Genomic DNA, 12,489 nt, shown 5'->3' on the forward strand with positions numbered 1-12,489 from the left:
ATTAGACTTAATCAGGCATTTTATGTCTTACCGGAACATCAGAAAAGGGCTACCTCCAACTCAACAAGTTAACCCCACAAAAAAAGAAAGAATCCAAATTTAATTGGATTCTCTCTCTTTTACTAGATTATTAGTTAAGCAATTGCTCGATGTCTTCTTTTATATCCATTGGATCAACTGTGGATTCGTAACGTTTGATAACGTTACCCTTTGTATCAACGAGGAATTTAGTGAAATTCCATTTAATCGAATCACCGCTTAAGTATTCTGGATGCTTCTCCTTCAGGAAATGTACTAACCCGTTTGTACCAGGATGAGATGGATCAAACCCTTTGAACGGCTGTGACGATACGAGATAAGTGAATAATGGATGAGCATTGTCATCTCGTACATTTACTTTCTGAAACATTGGGAAAGATACGCCATAGCGGAGAGTGCAAAATGATTGGATTTTATCATTCTCATCAGGTTCTTGCCCAGCAAATTGATTACAAGGGAAACCTAAAATTACAAGGCCCTTTTCTTTATAAGAATCATATAAACGTTGTAAATCTTCATATTGATATGTATATCCACATTGACTAGCGGTGTTAACTATTAAAATCACTTTGTCTTTATATGCTTCTAAATTAATTCTCTGCCCATTTATTGCAACAGCTGAAAAATCATAAATGCTCATTCTTTACCTCCAAGGAAATTTGTGAATTAAAATTGCATTATGAATATTCTACTATCTAACTATTGAAATAGAAAATTTAAACTACTAGTATTAAATGCTAAACTACATATAAATATGACAAGCATCATGTATAGAACCTTTACATCAAAAATTTTAGGAGGCTAAGAACATGAATATCGATATGTCCACGCATACAAGATATGTCATTTTATTAACAATGAATTCCGGGAGGGAGCTTTCGGAGGAACTAATTAAAGAACATGTGGCTTTCTTGCGTAATTTGGAACAAAACCATCAACTAGAATTATGCGGACCGTTCACAGACTATCGTGGGGGTATGGTTATTATTCGTGCTGCATCGTATGAAGAGGCAAAGCGAATCGCCGAATCAGATCCATTTGTTTCAAGTGGTACAGAGTCTTACGAACTTCGTACATGGCAACTTTCCAATGAAGAAAACAATCATTTATTAACATAAACTAACACAGCTCACACACTGAAACTCTAATACTTGCTAATTTTTTTTAAAAAGCAACAAGTCATTACTCAGCACTCATCCGCTTTGTAATGGCTTGTTGCTTCTACTATCATTTTCGCTTCCCCAAAGTGACAAGCGTCAACAATTTATTGTATATTTAAAATATTAAATTATTTCTAAACTAGAATATCACAAATTAAAGATAAGTGGAGGTTGGTAGGATGCAATATCGTCGATTAGGCAATTCTGGATTAAAGGTTAGTGAGATTAGTCTTGGAAGTTGGCTTACTTATGGAGGGTATGTGGAAGAACAAAATGCCGTATCATCGATTGATTTAGCCTATGAAATGGGTATTAATTTCTTTGATACTGCAAATGTTTACATACGTGGTGAGGCAGAAAAGGTAGTCGGAAAGGCACTTAATAAATATCCTAGAAGCTCCTATGTGTTGGCAACAAAGGTGTTTGGAAAAATGGGTGATGGTCCGAATGACCAAGGGTTATCACGAAAACATATTATCGAGCAGTGTGATGCAAGTCTAAAGCGACTTGGCATGGACTATATTGATGTTTATTATTGCCACCGATATCACCAAGAAACACCGTTAGAAGAAACCTTACGCGCATTAGACGATCTTGTTCGTCAAGGAAAAGTGCTATATATAGGCGTCAGTGAATGGACCCCTGAGCAAATCACCGAGGCCGTTCATCTTGCTGACAAGAAACTATTCGATCGAATCATTGTAAACCAACCGAATTACAGCATGCTCCATCGTAATATTGAAAAAGAAATCATTCCGGTGAGTGAAAAACACGGTATTGGTCAGGTAGTGTTCTCCCCACTTGCCCAAGGTGTCTTAACCGGAAAATACAAAAAAGGCGAGCAAGTACCAGAAGGAACCCGCGCAGCTCAACAACATTTAAAAATTTCGCAGCTAACAGATAATAATCTTGATAAAGTAGAACGACTAAAAGGAATAGCAACGGAAGAAAATCTTACACTTAGTCAGTTAGCACTAGCATGGATATTACGTCAGCCAAATGTATCAAGTGCCATTGTCGGTGCAAGCCGCCCAGAACAATTAGCTGAAAACGTAAAAGCATCAGGTGTAAAATTGTCTACAAACACCGTTGAGAAAATTAATGAAATTTTACATTCTTAAGTGAAAGAGAGACAGGTTGGTTCCCTGTCTCTCTTTCACTTACCTAAATGGTACCTAAAGCTATTCCTCATAAATCATCTTTCTGGTCATCCCTCCATCAATGGTGAGATTGGTTCCTGTTACAAAATCATTCTCTTTCCTTGTTAAAAACAAGCAGGCTCTAGCAATATCGGATGGTGTTCCCACTCTTTTGGAAAAATGCTGCTCGTGATCAATATCTCTTAATTGTGAATAATCCCCTGTCTCAATCCAACCTGGAGATATCGAATTTACTGTAATTCGTTCCTCACTTAATGAAGCTGCTAGTGCATGAGTTAGCGCGACTATTCCTCCTTTCGTAGCCGCATAAGCCTCTGAATGAGGTTCTGACATAAAGGCACGAGTCGATGCAATATTGACGATGCTTCCACCATCTTCATTTTCTTTCATATATTTTGCCGCTTCCCTTGAGCATAAAAACACACTTCGTAAGTTTGTATTTAGGATGTCATCCCAGTCTTGGACCGTTACTTCATATAGAGATTTAAACAACCCTTTTCCAGCATTATTTATTAAAATATGTATGGCTTGGTAGATTTCTTTAATGGTTTTCATCAATTGAACCACATCTTCTTCTTTTCTTACATCTGTTTTGACGAACAGCGCTTTCCCACCGCTATCGATGATCTTTTTTGCCACTCTTTTTCCAGCTTCTTCATCTATATCAGCTAGAACGACCTGAGCTCCCTCTTCTGCATATTGATAAGCGATCCCCTGCCCAATGCCATTTGCAGCACCAGTAATAATCACTACTTTATTTGAAAAATTCATCCTTATCAGCCTCCCTTTACTTATTGTGTTCACTGTTTCCGGGTAAATTCTGTTTCATGTATCAAGAGCTTCCTAAGTAAATGCGATAATTTCCTTCATATTAAATGAAAATGCTCACGTCAGTAAAGGTGATTAAGCTCTCCTACTAAAGTTGTAGACAAATTCCCTACTAATAAACGGTTTCGCTAGTCTTGAAACAAATTAGAATGAATACCAAGGAGATGATAAAAATGAAACAAAGTAGATTATATGAAACACATGTGTATACAAAGAACCTTGAACAGGCCGTTGAATTTTACGAAAAGAAGTTAGAATTAGAATTAGCTTATATCATTCAAGAAAGAGGAGTTGCCTTTTTCTTTTTGGGCGAGCCAGGTAAAAAGGAGTTTTTATTAGGTATCTGGGAAGTACCTGAAAACAAATTTCGACCAAATCATTTCGCTTTTTACTTACCAATGGATAAATTCATGGAGGTACCTTCATTTTTAGAATCAAAAGAAATTGAAATTCTTGGGGATTTTGGATTAGACAATTCTGAACCTATAGTCCATAGCTGGCAACCTGCAGCATCCTACTATTTTAGTGATCCCGATGGAAACTCTTTAGAATATTTAACATTGCTTGAAGGGGAATCACGACCAGAACTAGGAGCGATTCATTTAAGTGAATGGCAGAAAATAAATAACTTATCAACGATAAAAGCATAGGAACGGTTTTAATAGGTGAAAATCTGAAGTTTTCGCGTAAAGGGCACAACTAGTGGAGGTGATTGCTAATTGTGTCTTTTTTTTATTTTATATGCCAGGTCTAATCGCAAAGTTTTAAATTACCGGAGAAGAATGAATTCGAAGTATCAGTTCATTGTTCCCTCTGAATGGTTATTCCTAGAACTTTTTTCAAACTGGATGTAGTACCTTTTGCATTTTTGAAACCTTTAGGGCATGGGACCTGTAAACTTCCTCCAAAAAACTTAGAATAATTTGAAACCTTTTCCAACCAAAGCCGTCTATATACTTGAAGCAATAATTGGTAAATAGAGGTACCTTTTACCTATTATTTAAAAAGTCGTAATAATTCAATTCCAGAATAATAGAGTAAATATGGAAGTTACTTGAGAGGGGAATTATTTTTTATGAAAAAGAAATGGTTAACAAGTTTAATGGTTTCAGCTGTTTTGGCAACTAGTGTAGGGCCTATTACTAGTCTTGCCGCTGAACAAAAGGTTAATGAAATGCAAACGGTAAATACTGCTTCTCTTGAAGAGGCGCAAAAAAATGCAAAGATTACAAAAGAAGAAGCCATTGAATTAGCGAAGAAGGTTGCAAAGGATCTGACTGGCTACAAGCTTGAGAATGTTAACTTTAATGCCTATGGAAATCGAACCATTTGGGACGTTAACTGGTCCCAACGTGGGGAAACCTACAAAGCTATTAATGTTTCTGTTGATGCACAAACAGGTGATATCATAAACTTTCATACTTGGAATGATAGTGAATTAGATAAAACATTCCCTCCAAAGGTAACGTATGACAATGCTGTTGAAATTGCGAAAAAGTATATGAATGATCTCTACCCCGAAAAAATGAAAGATATTGTACTAGATGAAGATTTTAAAAAATACATGAGTAGCCAGCCTTATAGAGATCGAAGAACACATGAAATTCGCTTTTATCAGGTTGTAGATGGAGTACCATTCCAAAATAACTCTGTTAATGTATCTGTTACAGGTAATGGAACGGTTCGCTCTTTCGGATTCAGTTGGAATAAAAATGTAAACTTCAAAAAGAAAGAAAATATCATCTCTCTTGAAAAAGCCAATTCAATGGTCAAAGATTCACTTGACGTAGAATTGCGCTATCAGCAAAACTATAACGGAAATCCAGATTCAAAGAATGTAGCTAAATTAATTTACGCACCTAAAATGCAAAATTATCAGTATTATGGCGGCTTTTCCTATATGATTGACGCAGAAACAGGGAAATTCATCAATGAGCAAGGTAAGGCTTTAGATGAAGCGGCTATGGCGCCATCGAACACCCCTCTTTCTGACAAAGCTTCTCCTAGACCAGTATTGCAAACAGAGTTAACACAAGATGCTGCTTACAAACTAGTCAAAGAAGCTCTTAATCTATCAGATGATTTTATTTTGGATAATGCAAGCTATAGTGAAGGTTCTCGGGATAATCAATCTGTATGGTCCTTCAATTGGCATAAAAAGGATAATCAACAATCCTATATTGGAGCTGCGATCAATGCTAAGACTGGCGAAATATTAAACTTCAATAATGATGCTAGATTTTATAATAGAGATAATACGGATTTTACAGTAAATATTACGAAAGATCAGGCTCTAAAAACGGCAACAGATTTGGTTAAAAAAATCGCTTACGATAAAGTTGATTCTTTATATGTAACCCCACCACAGGATCAATACTATAACAATGATAAGAAACCAAAATTCTACACCATTTATTTCGCTCGCAAGGTGAATGGAATACCTGTTCAAGACCAGGGTGTTACAGTATCCGTTTCATCTGAAACCGGAGAAATAACGAACTACTATCAAAATTGGCGCGATCTAGAGTTTCCTGATCCAACAAAGGTCATCGATAAAGCGCAAGCGAAAGATGCATATCTTTCCAGCTCTAATGCTAAATTAAACTATATGGTCCCGTTCAATCCGACTGAACAGACTAAAACAATGGACGATGCCATTCTAGTATACCAAGCTGGAAACAACTATTCTTTTAAATATTTAGATGCTGTGGATGGTAAATGGAAAAACCCTGATACTGGAAAGGTCGTCAATGACGGAGAACCAGTAACAGATATTCAAGGTCATAAATTTGAAACAGAGCTTCAAACAATGATTGACTACAATATTTTTGATGCTGAAGATGGAAAAGTGAATCCAGAAAAAATAGTCACACGTGGAGATATGGTGGAAATCATGTTAAGAGCCATTGGAGAATATGGATATTGGTATGACGAGTCACGTCCAGTTGCTTTTAAAGATGTTAAAATGAGTTCTTCCTATTACCCTTATTTACAACGTGCATTAGATCGCGGAATCGTAAAACAAGAAGGAGACAACTTCGAACCAGATAAAGCAGTTACACGCGAAGATGTAGCCGTATTCCTAGTTAGATCCCTTGGATATGATAAACTTGCTTCAACAGATGGAATCTTCGCAGAAGACTTTAAAGACAAGGATCAAATCAAGTACAAAGGCCATGTAAGCCTAATCAAAAAATTAGGTATCATTAATGGCAATGAAGATGGAGAGTTTATGCCGGAGAAAACCGTAACCAAAGCCGATGTTTCCGTCATACTTTACCGATTCTTAGATAAGTATTCACAATTGAGTGGCAGGTAAGGATTCCTCAGGGAGGTTCTCATTTCCTTAATGAGAACCTCCCCATGATCCTTCCAGGCAGATTACTTTTTTGGTTAAACGTTTTGCCTGTTTCTTTTAGATTAATACTTTTCCTAATTTATATATTTCCTTCTTGCCAAATACATTTTTAATGTATACTTAGCGGCATCTGTTAGATTCTCATTTTCCAAGAATTCCTTGATCGCATTATTTTTGATCGGAATGGTAATAAGACCATCTGTTTCAAGCTCTCCATCTTTCGCGATACTGTAAAGCTCATTAATTTTATCCATTTCAAGCTCCATTTTTACATAAGAAGTTAAACCTAGTTCGAAATTGGACATTTCGATAAATAAATCCATAAATCTTTCGTCATTAATAAACCTATGATGTTCCTCACGTATTCCAAGCTCTTCCCTCAATCCACGATGAAGACATTTAATAAGACTTATGTCACTTCCCTCTCTATCGGTTAAAGTTAGCCCTTCATTCATCGTTACATGCCAGAGGCTTTTCGTTGAACCCTCTTTTAAAAACTTTGATCTTTTTGCAAAGACAATCTCTTCCCCATTTGGAGTGGATAATATGACAAATGTATTCATTCCAAACGAAGTCGTAAATGGAGCATAACTGTAGAGTTCCTCTATTTTTTCCAATTTACTTATCGGATGATTACTTTCTTGTAACTCCTTATAGATGGACCGGAAGACCAAATGAGTAAAATAATCTGTCTCAAATAGATCTAGTCTTAAGGATGCATTTTCGTCGTGGTCTGTCTTTCTTTTCCTATGAACACGATAAACACCATATTTTTTCCCATTAAAAATAGTGTTCTTTTCCTCCAGTTTTCGGATGATTGATTCTGAAACCAATTTGCTATGCTTAACAATCAGTTGAGGAAGAAGATCAATATTGGTCATTGCTTTTAAATCCTCAAAGGTGGTCTCACGATTAAAAGACGTATTAGCAGAAAAATGAAAATCCGGATCTAATAGTTGGATACGCTCCTTATACTCACTTGGGCAATCTATAAATAGTTTTTTATCAGTCTGCTCAACTAAAATATCATGTAATTCATACGTTGGATCTGCATGATCTAATGAGACAATCTGCACATCACCCACTGATAATAAACTCTTACCCACAAGTTCTTTGTTAAATCTGTACTTCTTTACCTTCCCTTTCAAAAAAACAATAAAAAAATCAAGTAATTTCCCTATAACAATACCAATAAGAATCCAAAAAACTTCCGAAGCACTTGAATCTTGTATTTTTTCTATAAAATCCTTCATTATGATCTCCTTTTTAATTACAAACATTTGCACTTATAAAAATAGTATAAATTCCCATCAGCTTAATTTCTACAAAAATACAAATCCACTGAGATCTGTCCCTATAGATCATCCAAAAGCGATATTAACAAGCCTAACTACTTCATTTTACAAAATAAAAACAGAGGGTCACTCCCCCCTGTTGACTAAATAAATTATTCACCAATAAGTTCCTTCACTGAAGAAAAACATATATCCAGTTCTTTTTTAGAAATTAAAGATGGGTTATGTTCAAAAGTTACATGAAAAAAAGAGTTTCTATCTGATAAATATTTTAAGTATTTATAGGAATCGCCATATTCAGGATGGTCACTTTGGTTTGGTAGAACTGGCAAATGACGCTTTACATTTTCACCAAAATAAACATTACTATAATGTACCAGGTATACATAATCTTTGATTTTATCCATCCATTTATATGGATCAAAATTAGGAAATGTTCGTTTATGATGCTCCATTCTTTGTGTATCAATTACTAGTTGCAGATCTCTGTATTTATTAAACATATTTACAAATATATCTTCGAATCCCCCAAAGAAATCATACTCAAGGACAATCTTTTGATGATACTTTCTCTGGAGAACACTTAAATCATGGAAAAGACGTTCACTTGCAATTTTAAAGTCTTCTTCTTTGATATCTTCATTATAGTAAAAAGCGTGCTCTGGTGGACCTGTCCAGTATCTTCTATCCACCACTGTTTCATAAATTGGTGGAAATGGATAGTGCAGTAGAAGATAGTCAGCACCAAATTCAGCTGCAAGTTTTACCTGTTCTTCTACTTTTATTAAAACTTCAGAATATATATTTTTATTGAATGATATAATTTCAGGTAGGGTCTTCTCATCACCAAAAACAGGTGTATGAATGCCGAATTTTATCTTTTTATTTTGACAAAAAACAACTAGCTGTTCTAACTCAGATTTATTAGGATATTGAGATATCTCGATACCTTTTATATCGTCGCTACTATATTTCCCCCAAAATTCCTCACTAAAATTATTCCACATTCCAATTTGCAATCTTCTCACAATTATTCTCCTCAAAAAAATAACAATTTAGAAAATTATAGTATTTATTGTTAGTTATTACAATAATCAAAAAAGTGGACTCCTCTAAATTCCACAGTGATCCTTCTCTGGGTTTCCATGTGCTTTTCGACTTTCCATTTGATTTTTTCTTTTGACATTTGCACTCAAAAAGCTCAAGAGTACCAGTAAAACCACCCCCATGTTCCTTGGATCCTTCTATTCCAAATAACCATCTTCCTTGGAATATTGGATAAATCGATCACCAAGTTTTTCTTTATATATTTTAAGAGATTTTTCACATTCGTCTAAGGATTGGTTTATTTCCTTAAATATGGTTTCATTGATTTTTGTTACGGGTTTGCTAGTAGATTCATTCAACCTATCGACAAATCCATACAATTGCGTTTGGAATTTTTTTATCTCACCTGACAGTATCGTAATTTGATAGTATACAAATCCATCAGCGTGAGCTGCTTTTCCTTCAAAACGGTTACAAATAATTTCAAGATCTGGTTTCACTTGACCACGAATTTTTTTATAATCATCCTTTGTATCAAATTCAATCACAATATCCTGAAAGACTCCTGAATCTGAGAATCGTTGTAAATTAGTATGTAATTGCTGCAGGTAGTTTCTAAATTTCTTCATCTCAAATGTGATCGAATTGATTTCTAGAACCGTTGCTCCAAATCCCTTGATGAAATGGTCCTTTTCTTGTTGGTGAAGCGTTTGCTCAATTTCACCTTGTGAAAAACGAATCGTCATAAATACTCCTATTAAAGTGATGATCCCCCCAAAAACGGCTCCCCAAAACGCTAAAACATCCACAGTCTCCGCTTTAGCTGGATTCCCAATCATCGGTGGCCAAATCACCTTATAATAAAGAGGCAAAAGTAACACTAAGAAAAGCGGAAATGCCCATTTTAGGACAAAAAATACAGTCAACCACTTACTTTTTCTCTTTTTTCTCATCAAAACTCCTCCGTTTCCAGACTTAATTTTATTTCTCTATTTTAAGCATATGAACCATGAAGGCTATTATCAGTGAACCTTCAAAGAAATGAATCCGCATGTATTATTTTTGTTAGCATGATTTTCATAAAACAAAAGTCATTATCCAATACTTTACATATTGCATTTATTATTATATCAAACTATTCAATAACTTCCGGCCGCTTTTTTCTATATTTGATGGTACCTAGACCCTATTTGGTTTAACATTATATTAAAACTCAGGGACAGTTGAAAATGCGAAATCCATCCCTGTGTATCTAAAAAGAAGCAAGAGAACCGTCCTCCCTTGCTTCTCTTTGCTTCCGCCTATAAAATGACACAATAATGATAAAATTCACATCTAAATTCCCTATCGAAGTGTTATTATAGGTATATAACTAACATATGGAGGTTTACACATGCAATCAACTTCAGATGAAAAAATGGTTCAAACATATTCTAGAACAAATCCGTTTGAAGCCAAAATACTTAAAAATTTCAACTTAAATGGGGAAGGTTCAAGTAAAGAAACAAGACATATTGAATTATCTCTTGAAGGTTCCGGTCTTACTTATGTACCTGGTGATGCCCTTGGCATTATGCCAGCTAATGATCCTGAACTAGTTGCTTCCCTAATTGAGGAAATGCAGTGGGATGAAAATACGAAAGTTAGCATCAAAGAGGAAACGCTTACGCTTAAGGATGCTCTAACCACTTATTTTGAAATCACATTATTAACCAAAAAAGTGTTACAACAAGCTGCTGCATATACAGAAAATGATGAGCTTCATAAGCTCCTACAACCTGAAAATGCAGCTGAAGTAAAGGAATATTGCAATGGTCGTGATTTGCTTGATATGATCCGTGATTTTGGACCATGGAAAGTGACAGCACAAGAATTCGTAAACATGTTAAGAAAAATGACGGCGCGACTTTATTCCATCGCAAGCAGCATTGCGGCTAATCCAAATGAAGTTCATTTAACAATTGGTGCTGTTCGCTATACGGCTCATGGAAGAGAACGTAAAGGAGTTTGCTCTGTTCTTTGTGCTGAACGAGTAAAAGAAGGAGATACACTTCCTGTCTTTGTTCAAGCAAATAAACATTTCCACTTACCTGAATCTGCTGAGAGCGATATTATTATGGTTGGTCCTGGAACAGGAATTGCACCGTTCCGCTCCTTTATCCAAGAACGTGCAGTGAATAAAGTAACTGGTAAGACATGGTTATTCTTCGGAGATCAGCACGCTGCTTCAGATTTCCTTTATCAAGGTGAGCTAGAAAACTACCAACAAACAGGTATACTAACTAAACTTGATACCGCCTTCTCTCGTGATGGCGCTGAAAAAGTCTATGTTCAACATAAAATGCTCCAACAAAGTAAAGAACTATTTGAGTGGTTTGAAAAAGGAGCCTATTTCTACGTTTGTGGAGATAAGGAGTATATGGCAAAGGATGTCAACGAAGCACTGATTACCATCATTGAAAAAGAAGGTAATATGGACCGTGATTCTGCAGAAGCTTATTTAAAAGATATGCAGAAGCAAGGTCGTTATCAACGTGATGTGTATTAATACTTTGTAAAACACTGAGGACGGTTTTCCTGTTTTCAAAGGCTACACACTTTTTAAGAAAGAAGACTGTTCTGAACAAAACATTTGATCAAGAGACTAAGGGAGTTGATTCATTAGAATCAACTCCCTTTCTTATTTGAAAACATAGGGACGGCTCTCTTGTTTTCAATGAAACCGAACACTGTATTTTAAGGTTTATTTATTATTCAAAAAAAGAAGTGAAGTGCGATAACACTTCTCACTACATCCTCTAGAGTTAGGATGACGTTTGTCATGAGTTGATTAATTAAGGAAAGCAGTGAAATACTCGCGTTCATTGTCTTTTTACTTGCGGATAACTGTGAAATACTTGCGTTCATTGTGTTTTTACTTGCGGATAGCAGTGAAATACTCGCGTTCATTGGGTTTTTACTTGCGGATAGCAGTGAAATACTTGCGTTCATGGGGTTTTTACTTGCGGATAGTAGTGAAATAATTGCGTTCATTGTGTTTTTACTTGCGGATAGCAGTGAAATACTCGCGTTCATTGGGTTTTACTTGCGGATAGCTTCGATATACTCGCGTTCATGGAGAGGTTACTCGCGGATAACTTCGATATACTCGCGTTCATGGGGAGGTTACTCGCGGATAGCTTCGATATACTCGCGTGCATGGGGAGGTTACTCGCGGATAGCTTCGATATACTCGCGTTCATGGGGAGGTTACTCGCGGATAGCTTCGATATACTCGCGTTCATGGGGAGGTTACTCGCGGATAGCTTCGATATACTCGCGTGCATGGGGAGGTTACTCGCGGATAGCTTCGATATACTCGCGTTCATTGGGTTTTTACTTGCGGATAGCTGTGAAATACTCGCGTTCATTGTGTTTTTACTTGCAGATAGCTGTGAAATACTTGCGTTCATTGTGTTTTTACTTGCGGATAGCTGTGAAATACTCGCGTCCATTGTGTTTTTACTTGCGGATAGCTGTGAAATACTTGCGTTCAATGAGAATTTCACTCGCAAAATCCCCTCTTTCTAATCCGTCCTCAAGCTATATCTTTTGACAGTACC

The 12,489-nt window shown here is 36.0% G+C and carries 10 protein-coding genes; 5 read left to right on the forward strand and 5 right to left on the reverse strand.

Translation table 11 applies throughout. The features are described from left to right. Positions 1–130 precede the first annotated feature (130 nt). Positions 131–679, reverse strand: coding sequence for a glutathione peroxidase (locus ACFSO7_RS02390; protein ID WP_377875000.1), 549 nt, complete (start codon positions 677–679; stop codon positions 131–133). 169 nt (positions 680–848) lie between these two features. Between ACFSO7_RS02390 and ACFSO7_RS02395 the strand changes: the two genes are divergently transcribed. Further along, positions 849–1,157, forward strand: coding sequence for a YciI family protein (locus ACFSO7_RS02395; RefSeq protein ID WP_377875002.1), 309 nt, complete (start codon positions 849–851; stop codon positions 1,155–1,157). Between the two features lie 221 nt (positions 1,158–1,378). Further along, the gene (locus ACFSO7_RS02400) at positions 1,379–2,320 is read left to right on the forward strand and encodes an aldo/keto reductase family protein (RefSeq protein WP_377875003.1); all 942 of its coding nucleotides are present in this window, start codon (positions 1,379–1,381) and stop codon (positions 2,318–2,320) included. 60 nt (positions 2,321–2,380) lie between these two features. Here the strand turns inward: ACFSO7_RS02400 and ACFSO7_RS02405 are convergent, their stop codons facing one another. Continuing rightward, positions 2,381–3,130: a glucose 1-dehydrogenase gene (locus ACFSO7_RS02405; protein ID WP_377875004.1), complete on the reverse strand. Its 750-nt coding sequence runs from the start codon at positions 3,128–3,130 to the stop codon at positions 2,381–2,383. Positions 3,131–3,360: 230 nt separating this feature from the next. On the opposite strand from ACFSO7_RS02405, the gene ACFSO7_RS02410 reads away from it, so the two are divergent. Continuing rightward, positions 3,361–3,837: a VOC family protein gene (locus tag ACFSO7_RS02410; protein WP_377875005.1), complete on the forward strand. Its 477-nt coding sequence runs from the start codon at positions 3,361–3,363 to the stop codon at positions 3,835–3,837. A gap of 425 nt (positions 3,838–4,262) precedes the next feature. Next, entirely contained in the window at positions 4,263–6,506 is a 2,244-nt protein-coding gene (locus ACFSO7_RS02415) for a YcdB/YcdC domain-containing protein (RefSeq protein WP_377875007.1), read from the forward strand. A gap of 113 nt (positions 6,507–6,619) precedes the next feature. On the opposite strand, the gene ACFSO7_RS02420 is transcribed toward ACFSO7_RS02415, so the two are convergent. The 3 genes from ACFSO7_RS02420 to ACFSO7_RS02430 form a co-directional block, all read right to left on the reverse strand. Beyond that, positions 6,620–7,798: a hypothetical protein gene (locus ACFSO7_RS02420; RefSeq protein WP_377875009.1), complete on the reverse strand. Its 1,179-nt coding sequence runs from the start codon at positions 7,796–7,798 to the stop codon at positions 6,620–6,622. A gap of 194 nt (positions 7,799–7,992) precedes the next feature. After that, positions 7,993–8,868, reverse strand: coding sequence for a sugar phosphate isomerase/epimerase (locus ACFSO7_RS02425; RefSeq protein ID WP_377875010.1), 876 nt, complete (start codon positions 8,866–8,868; stop codon positions 7,993–7,995). 216 nt (positions 8,869–9,084) lie between these two features. Next, a complete protein-coding gene (locus ACFSO7_RS02430; protein WP_377875012.1) occupies positions 9,085–9,840 on the reverse strand; it encodes a hypothetical protein in 756 nt (251 codons plus the stop codon). A gap of 440 nt (positions 9,841–10,280) precedes the next feature. Here ACFSO7_RS02430 and ACFSO7_RS02435 point away from each other — a divergent pair, with 440 nt between their 5' ends. Beyond that, on the forward strand, positions 10,281–11,435 hold the full coding sequence (locus tag ACFSO7_RS02435; RefSeq protein ID WP_377875014.1) for a sulfite reductase subunit alpha: 1,155 nt from the start codon (positions 10,281–10,283) through the stop codon (positions 11,433–11,435). Positions 11,436–12,489: the final 1,054 nt, after the last annotated feature.

Origin of the sequence: Bacillus sp. CGMCC 1.16607, from assembly GCF_042683745.1 — a bacterium.
GTDB lineage: Bacteria > Bacillota > Bacilli > Bacillales > Cytobacillaceae > Pseudoneobacillus.

Coding starts and splice junctions, on each gene's coding strand:
- ACFSO7_RS02400 (WP_377875003.1), top strand. CDS start 1,379: ATGCAATATCGTCGATTAGGCAATTCTGGATTAAAGGTTAGTGAGATT.
- ACFSO7_RS02415 (WP_377875007.1), top strand. CDS start 4,263: ATGAAAAAGAAATGGTTAACAAGTTTAATGGTTTCAGCTGTTTTGGCA.
- ACFSO7_RS02430 (WP_377875012.1), bottom strand. CDS start 9,840: ATGAGAAAAAAGAGAAAAAGTAAGTGGTTGACTGTATTTTTTGTCCTA.
- ACFSO7_RS02435 (WP_377875014.1), top strand. CDS start 10,281: ATGCAATCAACTTCAGATGAAAAAATGGTTCAAACATATTCTAGAACA.
- ACFSO7_RS02390 (WP_377875000.1), bottom strand. CDS start 679: ATGAGCATTTATGATTTTTCAGCTGTTGCAATAAATGGGCAGAGAATT.
- ACFSO7_RS02395 (WP_377875002.1), top strand. CDS start 849: ATGAATATCGATATGTCCACGCATACAAGATATGTCATTTTATTAACA.
- ACFSO7_RS02410 (WP_377875005.1), top strand. CDS start 3,361: ATGAAACAAAGTAGATTATATGAAACACATGTGTATACAAAGAACCTT.
- ACFSO7_RS02420 (WP_377875009.1), bottom strand. CDS start 7,798: ATGAAGGATTTTATAGAAAAAATACAAGATTCAAGTGCTTCGGAAGTT.
- ACFSO7_RS02405 (WP_377875004.1), bottom strand. CDS start 3,130: ATGAATTTTTCAAATAAAGTAGTGATTATTACTGGTGCTGCAAATGGC.